The sequence below is a fragment of the Ruegeria sp. CH6 genome (genome assembly GCF_056537005.1).
Genome location: NZ_JBQFQS010000005.1, coordinates 117,215 through 137,668, shown reverse-complemented (window position 1 = coordinate 137,668; position 20,454 = coordinate 117,215). Strand labels below are relative to the sequence as shown.

General features: G+C 59.1%; 21 protein-coding genes. 10 read left to right on the top strand and 11 right to left on the bottom strand.

Annotated elements, in window-relative coordinates; all coding sequences use genetic code 11:
* The first annotated feature begins 100 nt into the window (after positions 1–100).
* The 8 genes from phnG to phnN are packed head-to-tail and all read left to right on the top strand — an operon-like array spanning position 101 to position 5,686.
* Positions 101–562: a phosphonate C-P lyase system protein PhnG gene (phnG, locus tag ACR0CW_RS13205; protein WP_480788145.1), complete on the top strand. Its 462-nt coding sequence runs from the start codon at positions 101–103 to the stop codon at positions 560–562.
* Positions 559–1,134, top strand: a complete 576-nt coding sequence (phnH, locus tag ACR0CW_RS13200) for a phosphonate C-P lyase system protein PhnH (RefSeq protein ID WP_480788144.1) — start codon at positions 559–561, stop codon at positions 1,132–1,134. Before phnG ends, phnH begins: the two co-directional genes overlap by 4 nt.
* 3 nt (positions 1,135–1,137) lie before the next feature.
* Entirely contained in the window at positions 1,138–2,229 is a 1,092-nt protein-coding gene (locus ACR0CW_RS13195) for a carbon-phosphorus lyase complex subunit (protein WP_480788143.1), read from the top strand.
* The gene (locus ACR0CW_RS13190; protein ID WP_480742293.1) at positions 2,226–2,822 is read left to right on the top strand and encodes an HAD family hydrolase; all 597 of its coding nucleotides are present in this window, start codon (positions 2,226–2,228) and stop codon (positions 2,820–2,822) included. Before ACR0CW_RS13195 ends, ACR0CW_RS13190 begins: the two co-directional genes overlap by 4 nt.
* A complete protein-coding gene (locus ACR0CW_RS13185) occupies positions 2,819–3,679 on the top strand; it encodes an alpha-D-ribose 1-methylphosphonate 5-phosphate C-P-lyase PhnJ (RefSeq protein ID WP_480788142.1) in 861 nt (286 codons plus the stop codon). Before ACR0CW_RS13190 ends, ACR0CW_RS13185 begins: the two co-directional genes overlap by 4 nt.
* The gene (phnK, locus tag ACR0CW_RS13180) at positions 3,676–4,446 is read left to right on the top strand and encodes a phosphonate C-P lyase system protein PhnK (protein ID WP_480788141.1); all 771 of its coding nucleotides are present in this window, start codon (positions 3,676–3,678) and stop codon (positions 4,444–4,446) included. The genes ACR0CW_RS13185 and phnK overlap by 4 nt, the downstream gene beginning before the upstream one ends.
* Before the next feature lie 11 nt (positions 4,447–4,457).
* Positions 4,458–5,141, top strand: a complete 684-nt coding sequence (gene phnL / locus ACR0CW_RS13175; RefSeq protein ID WP_480788140.1) for a phosphonate C-P lyase system protein PhnL — start codon at positions 4,458–4,460, stop codon at positions 5,139–5,141.
* Positions 5,138–5,686, top strand: a complete 549-nt coding sequence (gene phnN / locus ACR0CW_RS13170; protein ID WP_480788139.1) for a phosphonate metabolism protein/1,5-bisphosphokinase (PRPP-forming) PhnN — start codon at positions 5,138–5,140, stop codon at positions 5,684–5,686. Before phnL ends, phnN begins: the two co-directional genes overlap by 4 nt.
* On the opposite strand, the gene ACR0CW_RS13165 is transcribed toward phnN, so the two are convergent.
* On the bottom strand, positions 5,668–6,351 hold the full coding sequence (locus tag ACR0CW_RS13165) for a DUF1045 domain-containing protein (RefSeq protein WP_480788138.1): 684 nt from the start codon (positions 6,349–6,351) through the stop codon (positions 5,668–5,670). The two genes, phnN and ACR0CW_RS13165, sit on opposite strands and share 19 nt — an antisense overlap.
* Positions 6,352–6,404: 53 nt before the next feature.
* On the opposite strand from ACR0CW_RS13165, the gene ACR0CW_RS13160 reads away from it, so the two are divergent.
* Positions 6,405–7,547 (top strand): alpha-D-ribose 1-methylphosphonate 5-triphosphate diphosphatase, encoded by a 1,143-nt coding sequence (locus ACR0CW_RS13160; RefSeq protein WP_480788137.1) that lies wholly within the window; start codon positions 6,405–6,407, stop codon positions 7,545–7,547.
* An 11-nt stretch (positions 7,548–7,558) separates the two neighbouring features.
* On the opposite strand, the gene ACR0CW_RS13155 is transcribed toward ACR0CW_RS13160, so the two are convergent.
* From ACR0CW_RS13155 to ACR0CW_RS13125, 7 genes are read right to left on the bottom strand one after another with little or no spacing between them, the layout of a single operon-like run.
* Entirely contained in the window at positions 7,559–8,035 is a 477-nt protein-coding gene (locus ACR0CW_RS13155) for a class I SAM-dependent methyltransferase (RefSeq protein ID WP_155148854.1), read from the bottom strand.
* A gap of 18 nt (positions 8,036–8,053) precedes the next feature.
* On the bottom strand, positions 8,054–8,806 hold the full coding sequence (locus tag ACR0CW_RS13150; RefSeq protein WP_480788136.1) for a polysaccharide deacetylase family protein: 753 nt from the start codon (positions 8,804–8,806) through the stop codon (positions 8,054–8,056).
* A complete protein-coding gene (locus ACR0CW_RS13145) occupies positions 8,803–9,945 on the bottom strand; it encodes a glycosyltransferase family protein (protein ID WP_480788135.1) in 1,143 nt (380 codons plus the stop codon). Before ACR0CW_RS13145 ends, ACR0CW_RS13150 begins: the two co-directional genes overlap by 4 nt.
* The gene (locus ACR0CW_RS13140) at positions 9,942–10,526 is read right to left on the bottom strand and encodes a histidine phosphatase family protein (protein ID WP_480788134.1); all 585 of its coding nucleotides are present in this window, start codon (positions 10,524–10,526) and stop codon (positions 9,942–9,944) included. Before ACR0CW_RS13140 ends, ACR0CW_RS13145 begins: the two co-directional genes overlap by 4 nt.
* Entirely contained in the window at positions 10,523–11,599 is a 1,077-nt protein-coding gene (locus ACR0CW_RS13135) for a glycosyltransferase family 4 protein (protein WP_480788133.1), read from the bottom strand. The genes ACR0CW_RS13140 and ACR0CW_RS13135 overlap by 4 nt, the downstream gene beginning before the upstream one ends.
* The gene (locus ACR0CW_RS13130; RefSeq protein ID WP_480788132.1) at positions 11,599–12,846 is read right to left on the bottom strand and encodes a glycosyltransferase family 4 protein; all 1,248 of its coding nucleotides are present in this window, start codon (positions 12,844–12,846) and stop codon (positions 11,599–11,601) included. The genes ACR0CW_RS13135 and ACR0CW_RS13130 overlap by 1 nt, the downstream gene beginning before the upstream one ends.
* The gene (locus tag ACR0CW_RS13125; RefSeq protein WP_480788206.1) at positions 12,843–14,057 is read right to left on the bottom strand and encodes a glycosyltransferase family protein; all 1,215 of its coding nucleotides are present in this window, start codon (positions 14,055–14,057) and stop codon (positions 12,843–12,845) included. Before ACR0CW_RS13125 ends, ACR0CW_RS13130 begins: the two co-directional genes overlap by 4 nt.
* A 388-nt stretch (positions 14,058–14,445) precedes the next feature.
* Between ACR0CW_RS13125 and ACR0CW_RS13120 the strand changes: the two genes are divergently transcribed.
* Entirely contained in the window at positions 14,446–16,824 is a 2,379-nt protein-coding gene (locus tag ACR0CW_RS13120; protein WP_480788131.1) for a mechanosensitive ion channel domain-containing protein, read from the top strand.
* A gap of 89 nt (positions 16,825–16,913) precedes the next feature.
* Here the strand turns inward: ACR0CW_RS13120 and ACR0CW_RS13115 are convergent, their stop codons facing one another.
* Genes ACR0CW_RS13115 through ACR0CW_RS13105 form a run of 3 tightly spaced genes read right to left on the bottom strand, consistent with a single transcriptional unit; the run spans position 16,914 to position 20,445 of the window.
* Positions 16,914–18,269, bottom strand: coding sequence for a CoA transferase (locus tag ACR0CW_RS13115; protein WP_480788130.1), 1,356 nt, complete (start codon positions 18,267–18,269; stop codon positions 16,914–16,916).
* Positions 18,266–19,420, bottom strand: a complete 1,155-nt coding sequence (locus tag ACR0CW_RS13110; protein WP_480788129.1) for an ABC transporter permease — start codon at positions 19,418–19,420, stop codon at positions 18,266–18,268. Before ACR0CW_RS13110 ends, ACR0CW_RS13115 begins: the two co-directional genes overlap by 4 nt.
* On the bottom strand, positions 19,417–20,445 hold the full coding sequence (locus ACR0CW_RS13105; protein WP_480788128.1) for an ABC transporter permease: 1,029 nt from the start codon (positions 20,443–20,445) through the stop codon (positions 19,417–19,419). Before ACR0CW_RS13105 ends, ACR0CW_RS13110 begins: the two co-directional genes overlap by 4 nt.
* Positions 20,446–20,454: the final 9 nt, after the last annotated feature.

The following is a 20,454-nucleotide window of genomic DNA, read 5'->3' as shown; positions in this document are numbered from 1 at the left end:
ATAAAAACTTCACGGCTGGGGAGATTGCGACTCGAGATCGACAGGTGTAATATTTGTCTAGTTGTATAGTGAAAATAGACAACTTGGCCAAGAGGCTTTGATGGTGGAACAGACAGATAAATCAGCCGAAGCGCGGCAAACATGGATGGGTGTGCTGGCCCGGGCGCCGCAGGATGCCCTGATGGCACTATGGGACGGCCTGCAGCTGAACCCGACATATGAATGGCTGCGAGCGCCCGAAATCGGTGGCGTCATGGTGCGCGGTCGCACGGGCGGCACGGGTGCCCCGTTCAATCTGGGAGAGATGACAGTGACGCGATGCTCACTGGTGCTGAAGGATGGCACGGTCGGGCACGGCTATGTTCAGGGTAGGTCCCGGGATAAGGCCCGGACAGCAGCTCTGGTCGATGCGCTGATGCAGACCGGGTCTGCCGACATGGTCCGGGCAAAAGTGATCGATCCGCTGACGATGCAGATGCAGGCCGCCAAAACGGCACGTGCGGCCAAGGCAGCAGCCACCAAAGTCGAGTTCTTCACCATGGTACGCGGAGAAGACCAATGAACGCACAAACCCAATTCTCGGGCGGGTTCCGAAACGCCCCGGTTGATGCCTCACATGCCTTTCGTGCGGCAATGACCGTCATGGCGCGACCTGGAGAGATTCGTGACCTGACTGGCGCTGAACCCCCTGCACCTTTGTCCATAGCGGCGGGTACGTTGCTGTTGACCCTATGTGATCCAGAAACCCGCGTTCACCTTGCCGGGGAGGCTGATACCGAAGCGGTGCGGAAATGGCTGACCTTCCATACCGGAGCGCCGATTGTTGCGGCAGCCGAAGCCGATTTTGCGGTGGGTCGCTGGGATGATCTCATGCCGCTGAACACCTACCGGATCGGTACGTCGGAGTATCCCGACCGGTCTGCCACGCTGATCGTGGAAGGCGATGCGCTCGAACAACAGGGTGCGGCACTCAGCGGACCGGGCATTAAGGAGGTGGCGCATCTTTCGCTTACGGATATCGCTATCCTGCAAGGCAATGCAGCGCTCTACCCACTGGGATGCGACTTCTTTTTCACCAGCGGAACGCAAGTCGCGGCATTGCCGCGCAGCACGCAGATCAGGGCGGAGGGTTAAGCGATGTATGTTGCTGTCAAAGGTGGTGAGAAGGCCATCGAAAACGCCCATGCCTGGCTGGCTGAGGAACGGCGCGGATCAACGGATGTTACCGAACTGAGCATTGCGCAGATCCGGGAGCAATTGAGCCTTGCCGTGAACCGCGTGATGGCCGAAGGATCCCTGTTCGATCCTGATCTTGCGGCGCTGGCGATCAAACAGGCGCGCGGCGATCTGATCGAAGCAATCTTTCTGATCCGGGCCTACCGCACGACACTGCCGCGATTTGGTTACTCCAATCCGGTTGAGACGGGTGACATGGCGTGTGATCGCCGCATCTCGGCCACCTTCAAGGATGCGCCAGGCGGGCAGGTGCTGGGCCCGACCTTCGATTACACGCACCGTCTGTTGGATTTCAAACTGGCCGCTGACGGAGAGGTGGCTGCTGCGCCCAAAGGTTCTGCCCGGCAGGAGGCAACACCGCATATCACCGAATTCCTCAAGGGTGAGGATATCATTCAGGACGAACTGCCTAGCGATGCAACACCGGGAGACCTGACGCGCGAGCCGATGGAGTTTCCGTCGAACCGGCCACTGCGCCTGCAATCCCTGACACGCGGGGATGAGGGGTTTGTGCTGGGCATGGCTTACTCAACCCAGCGTGGCTATGCCCGCAACCACGCTTTTGTCGGAGAGTTGCGGATCGGTAAGGTCGCGGTTGAGATGGATATCCCCGAACTGGGGTTTGCCATTGAGATCGGCGAGATCGAGTTGACCGAATGCGAAACGGTGAACCAGTTCAAGGGCTCCAAGACCGAACCGCCGCAATTCACGCGCGGATATGGGCTGGTATTCGGCCAGTCGGAACGCAAATCCATCGCGATGGCTCTGGTTGATCGCGCCCTGCGTTGGGAAGAGCTGGGCGAGGACAATCTGGGCGCTCCTGCGCAGGATGAGGAATTTGTCCTCAGCCACTCAGACAACATTCAGGCCACCGGTTTCCTCGAACATATCAAGCTGCCGCACTACGTGGATTTCCAGTCCGAGCTGGAACTGGTCCGCAAACTGCGCCGTGAGGCCGAAGAGCGGATCACACCGAAGGAGGCGGCGGAATGAAGGCCGTCGTTTTTGATATCGGTGGCGTGCTGGTTGACTGGCAGCCGCATCTTGCCTGGGTTGAAGCATTGGGTTCAGAAGAGGCAGCGCACGCGTTCATCGAGCGCACGGATTTCCTGACGCGTAATGCCCGCGGAGACAACGGCGAACGCTTTGCCGATCTGGCGCAGGAACTTGAGGACCCGCAGGATCAAACCCTGTTTGCGGCTTACGTCGAACTGTACACGCGCACTGTCGAAAACCCGATCCACGGTACATGGGATGTGCTGGAGCGGCTTAAGACGCAGGGAACTCCGGTTCATGCCATCACCAACTGGTCAGCTGAAACTTGGCCGGAAGGGTTGAAGGTTCATCCGCGTCTTGGCGATGTTTTCGGAACGCTTGTCGTTTCGGGGCAGGAGGGTGTGATGAAGCCCGACGCGCGGATTTTCGAGCTGCTCTGCGAACGAGCAGGTATCGCGCCTCAGGACTGCGTGTTCATTGATGACGGTTTGCACAATGTCGAAGGCGCGCGCGCTGTCGGCATGGACGGCATTCACTTTACCACTCCGCGAGCCTTGGAGATTGAGTTGACCGAAAGAGGTTTCCTATGAGCGAGTATAATTTCGCCTATCTGGATGAACAAACCAAACGAATGATCCGCCGCGCCATTCTCAAAGGGCTGGCGGTGCCGGGCTATCAGGTGCCTTTCGCCAGCCGCGAGATGCCGATGCCCTATGGCTGGGGTACGGGTGGGGTGCAGGTTTCTGCCGCAACCCTGACGCCCGAGGATACGTTCAAGGTGATCGATCAGGGTGCGGATGATACGACCAACGCCGTTTCTATCCGTAAGTTCTTTGAAAACACTGCAGGTGTTGAGACCACGGAAGAGACCGAGAAGGCAACGGTCATCCAGACGCGCCACCGTATCCCCGAGGCAAAGCTGCGCGAGGATCAGATCATCGTCTATCAGGTGCCGATCCCGGAGCCTCTGCGCTTTCTGGAACCGCGCGAGACAGAGACGCGCAAGATGCACAGCCTCGAAGAATACGGTTTGATGCATGTTAAGCTGTATGAGGACATCAGCCAGCACGGCGCGATCTCGACCGCTTATGCCTATCCGGTGAAAGTCTCGGATCGCTATGTCATGGACCCGTCGCCCATTCCGAAATTCGACAACCCCAAGCTTGAGATGGACGCGATCCAGCTGTTTGGTGCGGGGCGCGAGCAGCGGATCTACGCGGTGCCCCCGCATACCAATGTCGTGAGCCTTGACTTCGAGGATTACCCGTTTGAGGCGACCAAGGCCAATCATCCCTGCGACCTGTGCGGGGCCGAAGACAGCTATCTGGACGAGGTGATCATGGATGACGCAGGCAACCGGATGTTTGTTTGCTCGGATACCGATTATTGCCGGTCACGCCGCGAGGCGGGCCATGTGGGCCGACTGGCCGAGGAGGACGCGGCATGACCCCCCTGTTGCAGGTCAAAGGCATCGAGAAACGCTATGGCGCGCGGATCGGATGCACTGATGTAGGTTTCGATCTCTATCCCGGTGAGGTGATGGGGATTGTCGGTGAAAGCGGATCGGGTAAGTCGACGCTGCTGAATTGTCTGGCCGGGCATCTTGAACCCGACGCAGGGCAGGTGGTTTTTGACACCCGTGCCGATGGGCCGGTGGATACGGTTACTATGTCGGAACCCGAGCGCCGGATGCTGAGCCGAACGGACTGGGCTTTCGTGCATCAGCATGCGCGTGATGGTCTGCGCATGTCAGTCAGTGCCGGGGGCAACATCGGAGAGCGGCTGATGGCCGTTGGTGACCGGCACTATGGTGATATCCGCGATAAGGCGATCGACTGGCTTGGGAGGGTCGAGATTGAAGCGGCGCGGGTTGATGATCGGCCAACAGCGTTTTCGGGCGGGATGCAACAGCGCCTGCAGATTGCGCGCAATCTGGTGACCGGCCCCCGGCTGGTGTTCATGGACGAACCAACGGGTGGTCTGGATGTTTCGGTTCAGGCGCGTTTGCTGGACCTGCTGCGCGGGCTGGTGCGCGAAATGGGGCTGAGCGCCATCATTGTTACCCATGATCTGGCGGTCGTTCGCCTGTTGGCGGACCGGTTGATGGTGATGAAAGACGGTCACGTGGTCGAGGCCGGGCTGACCGATCAGGTGTTGGATGATCCGCAGCATGCTTACACTCAATTGCTGGTCTCCAGTGTGCTGCAGGTGTGAGGGCGAGGAAGATGATTGAACTCAAGGACGTGAGCAAAAGCTTCACCCTGCACAATCAGGGCAGTGCGGTAATCCCGGTGATGGAAGGCGCTTCGCTAAAGGTTGGCCCCGGAGAATGTGTTGCCCTGACCGGTGCGTCAGGCGCAGGCAAATCGACGCTGATGCGGGTGATTTATGGCAACTATCTGGCCGCATCGGGTCAGGTGCTGGTGAGTGGGCTTGATGTGGCCAAAGCCGAGCCACGCGAGATTCTGGCGCTGCGCCGGGAAACGCTTGGTTATGTCAGCCAGTTTCTGCGGGTCGTGCCGCGGGTGCCCACGCTCGAAGTCGTGGCAGAACCTTTATTGGCTGTGGGTTGTGACAAGCAGGCGGCGCTGGACAAGGCGGCTGAATTGCTGAAGCGGCTGAACATCCCCGAACGTTTGTGGTCCCTCAGCCCCACAACATTCTCGGGCGGTGAGCAGCAGCGGGTGAACATTGCGCGCGGGTTTGCGCATGAATACCCTGCGATGCTGCTGGATGAACCGACGGCCAGCCTGGACGCACAGAACAGGGAAACCGTTCTGTCGCTGATCAAAGAGGCAAAGGAACGCGGTGCAGCAATTGTCGGGATCTTTCACGATGTCGATGCGCGGGAACGGGTTTGCGATCGCGAGGTCAACGTTTCGGAATTCACGCCGGGGGTGGCCGCATGAGGCTGGCGCCTGTCATAGCGGTTGTCGGACCATCCGGGGTCGGCAAGGACAGCGTGATGGAGGCGCTGGAGGCGCGGGCCAACGGCATTCAGCGGGTTAGGCGGGTTATCACGCGTCCTGAAGGTGAAGAAGGCGAAGAATTTGAGAGGGTTTCGGTCGATGTGTTCGAGCAGATGTTGCTGGATGGCGCATTTGCTTTGCACTGGCCTGCACATGGTCTGCATTATGGAATTCCGCAAGAGATTGCGGAACAGCGGCGAGAGGCAAAGGCGGTTCTGGTCAATCTGTCGCGATCCGTATTGTTGCAGGCGCAGGACGAGTTTGGTGAGTTGATCGTGGTTTCGCTAACTGCTGATGCAGAGGTTCTGGCGCAGCGTCTTTCGTCGCGCGGCCGGGAAAGCGCGGCAGAGCAGATGCGTCGATTGGGCCGGGCCAGGGCACCGCTGCCTGAAGGTCTGAACCGGGTTATCGAAGTCGATAACTCCGGATCGCTTGATGACACGGTGAATGAAATCCTGACCGGTCTTCAGCCGGAGAGGGCGTAGCGATGGATCAGGTGAAACCGACCGTCATCAGCTTCGCCCATCAGCGCCAGATCATTGATCCGGAACGGAGTGGGCAACAGCGGACCAAGATGGGTTTCCAGCGTCGCCTGAACACTACTCAGTGTGGGCTTGTCCAGTTTGCCGCTGAGCGTGATGTGAAAGCGAAACGAGTCCAGAACATAAGGGTAGCCCCAGTTGGTCAGGTTGGCATCCTGTTCCATGGACAGGCCCGCAGCCCGGCGGCGGGCCAGTTCATCCTCGGTCGCGGGTGCCCGGAACCGGTCGAGGTCACGCACGCAGGCAGCAGCCAGCTCCCCAAGCTGGCCGGTGTTGCCGTGAGGGCGCAGAGCCAGGAAACGGCCCAACCGCGCAATCTCCAAACCATCCAGCGAGATCGGGGCGTAAGACGCAGCAAGTTGCGCGCAAGCATCTTGCAGCTGGGTTACCGACCGCCCCTGGTACAGGCGGAAGGGCGGTTTCATAGTGGCATGCAACCCATATTTGCGCGGAGTTTCGGTAACCGAGGCCACATCTATACCATCGACGACCGGATGCGCCGCCTCGGATCCGGTTTCCATGTCCCAACCCAGCCAGTTGGTTGCGAATTTCGTCCAGTCCGCATCGGCGGGTGGCGCAAAATAGATCGCGTATCGCGTGAATGTCACATTGGCCTCCTATTGCGTGGCCTACCCAATAGTTCAAACTACGTGAAGTTCAGATGACAGAAGAATTGATCCTTGCCAATGCCACGCTTGTTCTGCCCGAAGAAACTGTAATCGGCAGTGTCCGGATTGTCGGCGAGAACATCACCGAAATCGATACGGGTAACTCGGTTCCTGCGGGCGCGATCGATTGTGAGGGAGACTACATCAGCCCTGGTCTGGTCGAACTGCACACCGACAATCTGGAACGTCATATTCAGCCACGCCCGAAAGTGGACTGGCCTCATGCAGCAGCGATCATTGCGCATGATGCTGAACTGGCAAGCACGGGTATCACGACGGTGTTTGACGCCATGCGTGTGGGATCGATTCCCAGTGGCCAGGCCCGGTATCTGAAATATGCGCGCGGATTGTCCGAAGAGCTATGGCAGTTGCGGGAACAGGATGCGCTGAAGATCAGCCACTTCCTGCATTTGCGGGCCGAGGTTTGTTCCGAGACGCTGGTTGATGAGCTGGACGAGTTCGGCCCCGAGGATCGCGTCGGTCTGGTGTCTCTGATGGATCATACGCCGGGGCAGAGGCAGTTTCGCGACCTCTCAAAGCTCAAGGCTTATGTGCAGGGCAAGCACAGCATGGATGATGAGATGTTCAAGCAGCATATCGCTCAGTTGCAGGGGCTGCGGGACCGAAACGGTGACCGGCACGAGGTCGAAACGGTCAAGGCAGCCCGCCGCTTTGGCGCGGTGCTGGCCAGCCATGATGACACGACCGAGGATCAGGTTCGTGTCTCGGCAGGGCACGGTATTCGCCTTGCCGAGTTTCCGACCACGGTCGAGGCCGCACGCGCCTGCCATGATCACGGTATCAAGGTGATGATGGGCGCACCGAACGTCATCCGGGGTGGGTCGCATTCGGGCAATGTGGCGGCGCGAGAGCTGGCCGAGCTTGGCCATCTGGACATCATGTCTTCGGATTACGTGCCGTCAGCGCTGCTGCTTTCCGCAGCCATGCTGGGAGAGATGTGGGGTGATCTGGCAAGGGGTATGAAAACCGTCACGCTTACCCCTGCACAGGCCGCCGGGTTGACTGACCGTGGAGAATTGCGGGCCGGAACCCGCGCCGATTTGATCCGGTTTAGGATGCGTGCTGGTGTTCCGGCGCTGAGTGCAGTCTGGTCCCGAGGTCGTCGGGTCGCCTGACAAAGGGCAGTTCAGGTGCGATAGAACAGATAGCGGTCCGGGGCGATGGTCTCGGGCCCTTTGATCTGATCGAAGCCCACCAGAGGCTGGCCAGAGATCAGCAATCCACCCGGCAACATCACCTTGGCAATCATCGGGCTGAGCCGCGCGGCCTCGGCCACGTCTTCGGATTTGATGCCGCGCCCGAAATCGTAATGCGCCATTGCAATGCCGCTACCGTTTTGTGCCAGTTTTTCCAGCATCGGTTCAGCCTCGCCCTGCAGAAAATCCTCGGCTGGCGGAGTGCTGTCGGGGTGGCACTGCAGCACACGGTCCATCACCCAGATCCGGCGGCCGGGCAGGATTTCGCGCAGGTGATCATAGGTGCGGCCATTCCCGAGCCCCATATCCAGAACATCGCCGTCGACGCCATTGATCTGCGCGGCAGCCCAGTTCAGACCATCGCGCTGCGCGGTCAGGCGGCGCAGCATGGAATCCAGTCGGCTCATCGGGAACTCCTTGAGTAGTCAGTCGCGCGGCATTGTCCAGACGGTTGCCGGACCGTCCAGAAGTCTGCGCAGTAAATCTTCGGTAAAGGTCCAGATGTCTTGATCATGAACAAGGTGATGGGTCAACACGCCAAAGGGTTCGGTGTTGTCTGCAGAACCTTCTCGGCGGTCTTTAAATAACTGGACGGTTTTGGCAATCAGCATATCTGGGGCCGCCAAGCCGCGCGTACCGCGCCAGTCAATGGGGTCAAGATGGGTGTTGATCTGTTCCAGTCCGGGTGCCGCGTTTGCGGCCTTTCGTGGCGTGGCAGTCGACAGAACACGATACCCCATCCCCGGAAGCTCGGCGGCAACCTCTGAATCAATGCGGTTCCATGGGGGAACGAACATTGGTCGCAGCGTTTCACCAAACAGCTCCCGTAGTCTTGTCAGGCCCGCTTTTGCATCGGCAGTGATGTCATCCAGCGAGCGGTGCAGGCGGAATTCGGCCTTCTTTTCCTCTTTCGGAGCGTGATTTTGATGCGCCCAGCCGTGTACGACAGGGATCAGGGCAGGTTCTTTGGCCATACATTGTGACAGTGCCTGATCCGCATCGCGGGGAATGACGGCGAGATGGACGGGCAGGTCGAGACGGTTGCTCAGGTCGGTTAAGACATCTAGTTGTGGGGTTGGGGTCACGGCGTCATCATCGCGCCACCAGAGCGGAAAAGTCAGACCTCGGGCCTGCCATTCCTCCAATTCTACAAGTAGAGGGCGCCAGTCTGGGGTCATTGTCTGCGCTCCAATAAGCCTGTCGCGATTTCAACAGATCGCTTAGCACCGTCAAAGCCGTGCCGCATCGCGTCGCGCGGCCCGTCCGTGATGACGCGCATCAGCGCATCAGACAGGCTTTGTCCGTTCAATTCACTGCTGGGCAGAACCTCGATTGCCGGAAGTTGTGCGAGACTTTGCCCCCGCAGGCCTTGCTCGACCTCTTTGCCATCGTCAAACGGTATCAGAACGGACGGAGTGCCGGATTGCAGCAGGTCCATCGCAGTGTTGTAGCCGCACATGCTGACCGATGCCTTGGCCAGCGGCAGCATCTGGCGAAAGTCAGGGCGCACCGGTTCAAGTGTTACAGGTGCATCACCAGCAAGCTGTGCCAGTTCACTTATGCGGGTGGTTGCATCCTGACCGCCGACCAACATGCGCCAGTGCGTGTTTGGCATCTTTCGGGCGGCCTCGATGGCCGCGCGAAAGATCGGTTGTCCGACCGAGCCTCCACCAGCGCTGACGAGAATGTCGTTCGATCCGATGCTTTCGGGATGGGGTGATGGCGCAGAGGGCGCAACGAAACCCGTATAGTGCAGCCGCTCCGCCAGAGCTTCGGATACCGGCCAACTGATGTCCAGTGGCGTGATCCGGGGATCAGAGTGCACGAGAATTCCGTCATAGTACTGGGCCACAACCTCATCTGCACGTTCTGCCTTTGAGGGTTTTGAGGGCGGCGCGAGGATATCGCGGATCGAGCCCAGAATGACGGGGCGTGATGGGAGCTCCTGTGCGGCCTCAAGTGCGGCCTGAAACTCTGCCGCCAGACTGCGGCGTCCGAACGGATAAAGCTCGGTTATCAGAATCTGAGGCTGAAAACTGCCGATAGCCTGCATCAGCGCATTGGCGCGGGCTTCCAGATAGGCTGGCGTGGCGATGTCGCCGGTCTGGGTCAGAAGTCTCGTGAAATCGGTGCCGTCTGATCGCAGGGGCGGCAAACCAAGCAAAGTCACTCCGCTGGTGTCCAGCTGCGGTGCGGGCATCCCGCCGGAGACCACGAACACGTCATGCCCTTGTTCAACGAAGGCACGGCCAAGGGTCAGGGCCCGGCTCAGATGACCGGTTCCCAGCAGATGGGTGACGACGATCATAACCCTCATGCGGACACCTCGCGCGGTGTCAGGCGGACGGGTTCAGGCACCGGGGTCATCGTGTCGAGATCCACGACGAAAAGGCGGTTGCGTTTGATCTTGAACGGGGCGGGACCAGAGAAATCCCAACCCCATGCCTTTGCCAGAATGACTCGCATGATACCGATATGGCACACGGCAATTGCATCGCTCTGCAGTCCCGACACCCATGGCTCTAGACGCGCCCAGAGCTCCGCCGGGCTTTCGCCATTCGGGGGGCGGAAATCCCAGCCCCAGTCTTCGATATGGCGATAGCCGCTGTCCACCTCTTCGATGAGATCGACGCCGCGCTGACCTTCCCAGTCGCCCCAGTTCATCTCGATCAACGCATCTGAGGTCTGCGGATCACGACCAGCCACCAGTTGCGCCGTCTCAAAGGCGCGGCCAAGTGGGCTTGCCCACAGCGAGGCAGTGTTCCACGGGTCTGGCAGCTGGTACCCGGCCAATTCAGCGCGCGCGTGTTCATCAAGTGCAATGTCGCTGCGGCCCTGAATGCGACCCGCGCGGTTCCAGTCGGTGTGGCCATGACGCAGAAGTGCCAGTTTGCTCATGAGTGTTTCTCCAGCAGGGGTCGAACTGTGGCCCAGAATCGTTCTGTTGCAGATGGGATCAAATGGCGTTGGGTAACATAGGCCCGCGCCTGCCGCCCCTCGGATCGACGCAATGCGGGATCGGCCAGCAATGTCTGAATTCGTTTGGCCAGCCCCTTTGCACCCGTTTCAATGGCAGGATGGTCCGCTGACATCAGCACATCGCGGACACCGGGGCGATCCTGCGCCACCACCGGCAGGCCGCTTGCCTGCGCTTCCAGATAGATCATGCCATAGGCCTCATTCACGCCGGGCCAGACAAGCATCGAAGCGGTCTCGTACACGTTCTGTAATGCGGTACGATCGAGCTGGCCCAAAAACTGCACCTTGTCACCAAAGGGTGCCATTAGGGTCTCGACCTCGGCACGGGCGGGGCCGCCGCCTGCGATGTTCAGCTGCCACTCACCTGATAGATGTCCCAGCGTGTCGGCCAGAATTTCATATGAGGCGAATTTGTCGCCGTGGCGCATCATCCCCACCGCCAGCATCGGCCCGTCGCAGGAGGAGGCACCGGGAAGTTCGGAAATAGGCAGAAAGGGCGGCAGCTCGGCCAGGGTTTGATTGCCGTATCGCTCTCGCTTTAGCGTGATCAGGTCGTTGGCGGTGTGATAGAAAATCACCTGTGCCGCATCACAGGCATCGTGCGCAGATTGCGCAAAGCCGGACCATGGCCCGCTCAGTCGGCTGGTCGCACGCGTGCTTTCAAGCTGTACATAGGGAATGCCGCGCGCGTGGGCGACCTTTGGACCCAGCAGGTCAGGCGCTTTGTAGTAGTTGTGGTAGGTCACCCAAAGATCGGTATCCCCGGGCATTTCTGCAATCAGGCGTGTGGCTTCGGCCTCAGCCGCTGTACGCAGCCTGTCTTGAACGGTGCTGTCACCAGTTTTGTCGTAGATCCGCAATTCGGAGACCAGATCGACCCTATCGCCCTGTGCGCCGATCGCGTGCATCAGGTTTCGGGCCATTTCGCGATCACCCGAAGGAACCGGGCTTTGGGGTGACTTCATCGGAGCATAGAAGGCGACCCGGGCCATCAGGCCTCTTCCATGCACAATGCGTTCAGGCGTTCGGACAGGCGTGCGATACCGGGATCCATGCGGAATTCGGCGATCAGGCGATCATGGGCCGCCTTTGCCATCCGTTCAGCTGCGCCGGGATTATTTGCCAGAGTTGTTATTGCCTGAGCCAAAGCAGCGGGATCATCATCGGATAGGATGCCGTGGACACCGGTTTCGATAAATTCGGGGATAGCCGATACGGGTGTGGAGAGGATGGGCAGACGCTGCGAAGCGGCCTCCATCAGCACATTCGGCAAACCGTCGCGGTCACCATCCTCGGCAATGCGGCTGGGCAGAACGAACAAATCGGCCTTGCGCATTTCGGCAATGACTTCGGGCTGATCACACGCGCCTTTCCATGTGATCCGCTCCGACAGACCTGCAGCTGCTGCGCGATCCTGAAGCGCCTTGCCGAGGGTACCGCCACCGATATGGGTCCAGTGCCAATCCAGCGAGGATGGCAGCATGGCAAAGGCATCAATCAGCCGGTCAAAGCCTTTCTTTTCGACCAGCCGGCCCACCGACATCATGTGGAATGGACCATCCGGCAAACGAGGATCCCGCTGCGGCGGATCAGGGAAGCGCGACAGATCAAGCCCGTGGTAGATCAGTTCAACCCGCGCGGGGTCATCGGCCAGCTCGCGCAAATGCCGCGCACCGATTGCGGTGCAGGTCGCCCCGAAGGTGGCGCCATAGGTCGCGGCCTGCAGCTTTTCCTGCTTTTCCCAATCCGGGGATGTCCATATGTCCTTGGCGTGGGCGGCAAAGCTCCACGGTATGTCGCGCATGATGGCAGCGTAGCGCGCGACCGAAGATGGCGTGTGCATGAAATGCGCATACATTGCATGGGTCGAAGCGGGAAGCTCGGCCGCCAGTACACAGGCCTGACCGAAACGACGGATGCGATTGTGGGTCGGATCACGGCGCAGGTCTTGTCGCCAGATTTCGTAGGCCCTTGCGTAGCCGGGCAGGCGTTGTGCAACTTCGCGCGCGGCCCAGACACGTTCGGGTTCATCGTAAAGATATTCAGGCAGGTAGTGCACCTGACCCTTGAACCGGTCATGCAGCGGGTGCCGTTTGGTATCGGTCGGATGGCGCAGTGACCAGATGTCGAACTGATGCCCGGCATCCTGAAGGGCCACCAGTTCCTGTGCAATAAACGTCTCGGACAGGCGCGGCCACCCTTTGACCAGCACCGCCAGTTTGGGTTCGGTTGTGGTCATCCGGTTGCCCGTTCCTGTTCCCCACCCAGAAGGGCGTCAATGCGATGGGTGACGTAGTCCAGCCCATCCAGCAGACCGCTGCTGATTGCCTGCGACGGCAGCGGCTGATGTGGCAGATTGCGGATCGCCTGGATCATCGCATCTGCGCTGAGCCCGTCGCGGGTTTCATCCAGCATCCGAACAAGCCCAAGATCCTCGGCACGCGAGGCGCGGATCCACTGTTCGAGCCGTGGTGTGGTGCGCGGGACGATGACGGCGCGCTTGTCGAAGGACAACACCTCGCAGAAGGTGTTGTAGCCGCCCATGCACACAACGCCTGCAGCACCGGCAAACAGCGTTTCGATCTGAGATTCGAAGCCAACGGCGGTCACACGGCCGTTCAACGCGGCAACACGCGTCTCGAATTCTTCGCGAAGCTCGCCCGACAGGAAGGGGCCATAGACCAGAACGGCGCGTGGTGACAGTTCGGGGTCTTTCTCGTAAGCCGACAGGACCTGATTGACCATCGCCTTACCGTCGCCACCCCCACCGGGAGTGATGAGGATATAAGGTTGTTCAGGCGGTTCACCGACCGGACCAAGATCGCGGCGCAGATACCCGGTCCAGTGGATACGGGATTGCGCGGCGGGGCTGAGCGGCACTCCTTTGGTCGGGTCATAAACCGATTTTAGGCCGTAGACCCATATTTCGTGATAAAAGCGCTCGGTTGCGGCCACGGCTTCTTTACGTGCCCATTCGGCGGCCAGAACCTCGGGTTCATCCAGAACGTCGCGCAAGCCAAGAACCAGCTTTGTGCGGGGTGACCTTTCGAGGCGCTCCAGCGTTGGCAGCAATTCGCCCCGGAACCCGGTTGGTTCCTTATCGACGATCAAAATATCGGGCTCAAACTGTTGCACAGCGGTTTGAATTAGGCCCGAACGCAGCTCGGTCACCTCATCGATGCCCATGCCGATGGTTTGTGCGGCATAGGATCCGTCAGCCCGTTTCGTCACACCGGGCAGGCGAACGTGATCGACGCGGCGGGGAAAGGTGAAACGGCCAGCCACCGGCGAGCCTGTCAGAATCAGTGCCGAGGCAAGCGGATCGGCCTGTGTCATCGCCGCTGCCAGAGCGCGCGAGCGTCGCAGATGCCCAAGTCCGAACGTATCATGGCTGTAGAAAAGTATGCGCGGCGCTCGGCCGGTTTTGTCTTTCGAGATGCCTAGGCTCATGCCCTCGCCCGTTTTCCTGGTTTCGGTGCAATATCCGCGCGTCCGCACCTGATATCGCATATTTTCCGGTTCCGCTTGCCAAAGGATGCCAAACCATGCAGCAAATGCGCCAAGCATTGCGATTTGGCAACAGCATTTTGAGTGTTTTCAGACATGTTAAACCACTGTGCAGCGCCGCTGGCAGATGGTGGACAAAATCAAAACCTTGCCAGCATCCACATACGAAACCGGTCATATTCAATTTTTGCTAACATGAAAATACCCGGCCCGGATCATTGCGCCAAGAACACGGGTCCACACGATGTCAAAAATGTCCGTGGGAGTATTTGAACACCGCCCGGGGGTTCTGTAGTCTGTCGGGCAGCAATCGAGTTGGATGCAAGACCCTATGAAAACGAACTTTCTCGCCGGACTAATTCTGGTCATTTGGACTGCGGCCTTAGCCTTTGCTACGGGTGCGGTGGCGCAAACCTCGTTAATCCCGGGCTATTCCTCGGGTTCAAGTAGCGAAACGGCGACCACGACCGACAGCGATCTGGCCACGGCAATCCGTTCGGCCACCGAGGCCGGAGCCAGTGTGATCGTGATCGACAGCGCGGGTCAGGTCGTTTCGTCGGCGGGTCAGCAGACTGATGCCGCAGCCGAGGCAGCATCTTCCGACCCCATGGGGGACGGATCGCAGCTGATGAAGGCACAGGAGCGGTTTTCCAAGTTCCGCGAGTCGCTTGTATCCCGTCTTCAGGCATTGCCCTATTCGATTTTTGAAGTGCAGTACATTCTGCGCCAAACCAGTCCGGACGGCCGTATTCAGACCTATTTCGAAGTGCTTGGCTGGAACATCCTATTCCTGTTGCTGGGCCGTTGGCTGTCGATCGAGATCTACGGAAAACGCATAGCCAAGCGGCTGGTTGTCGCTCGGATCAAGGAAAATCCACAAGGCTTTCGCGAGAAAATGCCGTTCCTTGTGTTCCGCTTCCTGATGGGGATCGGGGCCACGGTGTTTGCAATGATCATGGCGCTGATCGTTGGATATCTGTTCTTTGGCGAAGCCGAAGATATCTCGATCCAGTTTACGATAACCGCGATTTTCACCGCGTTTTTCCTGTCTCGTACAGTCTCTGATCTGTGGCGTATGGTTCTGTCACCTTTCCTGAGCCAATACCGCTTGCCACCGTTTTCGGACCGTCACGCAAAGCGTCTGTATATCTGGGCCTCAGCATTGGCTACCTATGATATTTCGGTTGTTCTTTTTGCGACCTGGGTGGCGGATTTCGGGCTCAACTACAATGTTTACGCCATGGTTTATGGCGGCCTGACCATGTTTGGCGCGCTGGGCAACATTCTGATGGTTTTGTTCAACGCCCGGGCCATTTCGAACGCAATCCGGGGTGGGCGTTCATCTGAGCAGGTTTCATGGCTCTTGCGCGTCGTTTCGTTCGGTTGGGCGCCCGCACTGATCGTCTATGTCGTGTTCAGCTGGTTCCGCCTGGCAGTTGATCTGGCACTGGAAAACCCGACACCGCTACCGCTGATCGCCAGTTCTTATCTGATTTTCATGTCCGTGGTCATCGCCTATGGCGCGATGAACTATATGCTGGAACGCTACTTCGATCGCTCGCGCAAGATCGAAGAGATGAATGCCGAAGTGGTTGAGGGCGAAGTTGTCGAAATGGCTGAGACCGCCGAGGCTGAGCAGAGAAAACACTATCTGCTAACCTATGAAGATCTGGCCCGGCGGGTCGCAGGTATTCTGGCCTTTGTCATCGGGGCCTATGCGCTTGTCGTGATCTGGTATCCTGAAGCCGACTGGAGTCAGGACCTACCGGTCGAGCGGGCGCTGGATGTAATGGTAATCATCTTCATCGGCTATATCTTGTTCCATTTCTTCCGCATCTGGATCGACAGCAAAATCGCCGAGGAATCCGATGACGGGACCGCAGAAGCTGAGCTGGGCGATGAAGGTGGTGAGGGCGGACAGAGCCGGCTGGCAACTCTGCTGCCATTGTTCCGGGGTGCAATCCTGGCCGTCGTCGTTGTTACCATCGTTCTGATCGTGCTGATGGAACTGGGCATCAATGTCAGTCCGCTGTTCGCCGGTGCTGGTGTTGTCGGACTGGCTGTTGGTTTCGGTTCTCAGACTTTGGTGCGGGATATTTTTTCGGGGGCGTTCTTCCTGTTGGACGACGCTTTCCGGAAGGGCGAGTATATCGACATCGGGGATGTAAAAGGGACGGTCGAGAAAATCTCGGTCCGCTCCATGCAACTGCGTCACCATCTGGGTGCGCTGAACACAATCCCGTTTGGTGAGATCAAGGTTCTGACCAACTATTCCCGTGACTGGGTGATCATGAAGCTGCCGCTGCGGGTCACCTATGACACGGATGTCGAAAAGGTGCGGAAACTGATCAAGAAGCTGGGTCAGCAATTGCTGAGCGACCCGGTGATCGGCGAGAACTTTATCCAGCCGTTGAAATCGCAGGGTGTGATCGAAATGCAGGATTCGGCCATGATCATCCGGGTCAAGTTCATGACCAAGCCGGGGGATCAGTGGCTGGTGCGCAAGAAAGTGTATCAGGAAATCCGAGAGCTGTTTGCCCGCGAAGGTATCCGCTTTGCCCACCGTGAAGTCACTGTCCGGCTGGCGGATGGGAAAGAGGCCGAAGACCTGACCCCCAAACAGCGCGAAGCTGTGACCGGCGCGGTACAGGCCGCCATCGACGAGGATTATCTGGATGATATTGGTCCGGGCGGCGGGGATGATCGGTAAGAGCCTCTCCCGCCCCATTTGATCTGCGTCTCTGACGAGACGCCCGTCAAAAGCATTGGGCTGGGTCGCGAGTTCGACCCAGTGGGTGCTCAGGGTTGCGATGAGGGCCAGGCCGGTTCGGAGGTTCCCGTTTTTGGTGCAGGCAGAGACCAACGCATAGTCGCGTTTCCGACGCTTAATGCGGGTTTCAGCCTGTGGCCTGGTCCCCAGCCTGAGGCTTCGGTGTTTTCGATATAGTCGTCGGCTTTGGCGGCCGTGATGTCTTCGCCCTCGCTGGATTTAGCAAGGCTTGCCAACAGTTCAGCCGTACGGGCGAGGGACAGGCGCGCATCCATCACGGCGTTATGCAAGGCAGCTTCGGCCAGAGCCGAGAGCACGGATGCGGCCATGAAGTACCCGGTCGCATGATCCAGCGCCTGTACCGGCAACGGGGTTGGTTTATCAGCCTTGGCCCATTCGCGCCCGGCATCCGCGATACCCGAGCTCATCTGAACAAGGCTGTCGAACCCTCGCCGCATGGCCCAGGGCCCTTGCCAGCCGTAAGCGTCCAGTGTGACCTCAATTCGGTTGGGGGCCAGTGAATCCCGTTGAGTTTTGTCCAAGCCAAGCGCGTCGAGCGCGCCGGGGCGGTATCCATGCACGAACACATCGGCCTGTGTCAGAAGTTCCTTCAGTCGTTCAAGACCAGCGGGCGACTTCAGATCCAGATACGCGCAGGTTTTGCCAAGGGAGATGTCCGGGATCACCCCGGGTTCGTCCCAGCCGGGTGGATCAAGGCGCAGAACCTCGGCCCCGAAACCGGCCAGAGTACGGGTCGAGACCGGACCGGCCAAAACACGGGTCAGGTCCAATACGCGCAGGCCGGCCAACGGGCGATCAGCCGTTGCCTCAGGGCGTTCGCGCAAAGTGATGCTGCGTGGTGCCTGCCAACCGATCAGGGGATCACGGGCCACGGCCCGTCCCTGAGGGTGATCCAGCCACTCAGTCCGACTGCGCATTGCAGCGGCAACGCCACCCTCGGCCACGATCGCGGTTTCGAGATCGGAAATTGCCCAATCCCTGATCGCCTGACCAACGGTTGAACGATCGGCCTTGGTACCGAGAACCTTCAAAGCGGCGGCACGGTGATGCGGCAGATTGGTGTGTAGCCTGATCCAGCCATCCGAGGCCCTGTAGTCACCAGCCACGGCGTCCCAGAGGCTGGGCATTTCCCAGCCATCGGGTTTGAAGGAGTAGCCGTACCACAGCGAGGCGAGCCGATGATCGACCGCTACCTTGGGTGGTTTATCGGTCAGGTTCTGAGCAACCAGAAAACGCGCCAGTTCCTGGCCCACCGCAGCAAAACTGGCAGTGGCGAGTTCGGACACCGCAAACACGCTGGGCCGCGCGCCTGTGCCCTTTACTTCATAGGTGTCAGTTGAGGGAAGCGACGCGAGCAGTGTCATTGCTGATACGGATCCAGACTGTCGCGAAGGCCATCACCCAGGAAGTTGAACGCCAGAACAACGACGATGATCGGCAACATCGGAATCGCGGTCCATGGATAGATCTCGATCGAGGCGAGGTTCTGCGCGTCATTCAGCATGACGCCCCAACTGACCGCCGGAGCACGCAGGCCGAGGCCGAGGAAGCTGAGCGCTGTTTCGCCAAGGATCATCGCCGGGATCGACAGTGTGGCCGAAGCGATCAGGTGCGACATGAAATTGGGCAGCAGATGCTTGCGGATCACCCGGCCCGAGCTTGCGCCCATCATTTCAGCCGCACGCACATATTCCTCTTCGCGTAGCGACAGGAATTTGGCGCGCACGGATCGGGCGAGGCCGGGCCAGTCAAGAATGCCGAGAATGATCGAGATGATGAAGAAGACCGCAACGGGGCTCCAGTTCGACGGGACCGCGGCAGACAGTGCCAGCCACAACGGCAGTTCCGGCAGAGACCGCAGAATCTCGATGACCCGGTTGATTACCCAGTCGATGCGCCCACCAAAATATCCTGCCATCGACCCGAACAGGATGCCGAGGAAGAAAGAGACCGAGATACCGATCAAGCCAACGGTCAGCGACAGTTGCGCTCCATAAAGAATACGGCTGAACACGTCGCGTCCCAGACGGTCTGATCCCCATAGGAACAGGGTCGCGCCTTCGGGGGCGCAGAACAGGTGGGTGTCCGATTTGATCAGTCCCGCAAGCTTGTATTCCGATCCTTCACAGAAGAACCGGATCGGGCGCGGGTCTTCGGTATCGGGGACGAATTTCCACTGGAAGGTTTCCAGATCGGCCTCGGCAACGATGGGATAGATGTAAGGCCCGATGAACTTGCCATCGTGGAACCAGTTCACCGATTGCGGTGGTGCATAGAGATGTTCGCCATTACGATCATTGGGTCCGTAAGGGGCGATGAAGCCCGCAAATGGCAGCATCAGGTAGCACAGGAGCAGGAAGATGCCCGAAATCAGGCCCAGCTTGTGCGTTTTGAACTTGCGCCAGACCAATACCCAGTTGGGGGCATCTAGATCCTTGCGTTCAAGCTGTTGCAGGGCGGCCTGCGGATCGAATGGGGCGTCGTCAACATAACGACCGTCGGTTTTATGGGTCATGCTTCACGCCCCTCGTACCGGATGCGCGGGTCAAGCATGACCAGCAGGATGTCAGAGATCATGGTGCCAATCAGGGTCAGCAGGGCCACGAACATCAGTATGAAAGCGGACAGGAACTGGTCCTGAGTTTTCAGAGCCGTCAGCAGGGTGGGTCCGATGGTTTGCAGGCCGAGAACAACCGAGACCAGAACCGAGCCTGAAACCATCGACGGCAGCAGGTTGCCGATATCGGCCACAAAAGGGTTGAACGCCACGCGCAGCGGATACTTGGTCAGCATTCGCGACGGGGCCATGCCTTTGGCGATAGCCGTTTCGACATAGGGTTTGCCCAGCTCGTCCAGCATGTTGGCGCGTAGGCGCTGCATCATGGCGGAGGCACCCGAGGTGCCGATGACGAAGGTAGGCACGATCAGGTGTACCAGAATGGACTTGAACTTGTCCCAGCTCATCGGCTGGCCTTCGAAGGATGGGTCCATCAGGCCGCCGATTGGCAAGTTGAAGTAGCGATGGCCATAGTAAAACAGGATCAACGCCAGCAGAAAGTTCGGGGTCGCCAGGCCCAGATAGCCGACGAAGGCCGATGTATAGTCAATCCATGTTCGTGATCTGGCAGCGGCAATGACGCCCAATGGCAGGGCAACGGCATAAACAAACAGGATCGCAGCCAGGTTCACAACGACGGTTAGCCAGAGTGTGTCGCCGACGATCTCACGCACGGGCCGGTCAAATTCGAACGACCAGCCGTAATTGCCTTGCAGTAATCCTTCGAAGCCGTGTGGACCGGGCCAAAATCCGATCCAGATCAGATATTGCTCCCACATGGGGCGATCCAGCGCATATTCCTTGCGCAGGAACTCTGCCTTGGCGACTCCGGCCGATTGGCCCGACGCCTGCAGTTCGGCAATTTGGTTGCTTAGGTAATCGCCGGGCGGCAGGTTAATGATCACGAAGATCAACACCGACACCACCAGCAGCGTCAGCAGCATCGTGAAAAAGCGGTACACCGCGTAGCGCAGCATGATCATTTAGCTGCT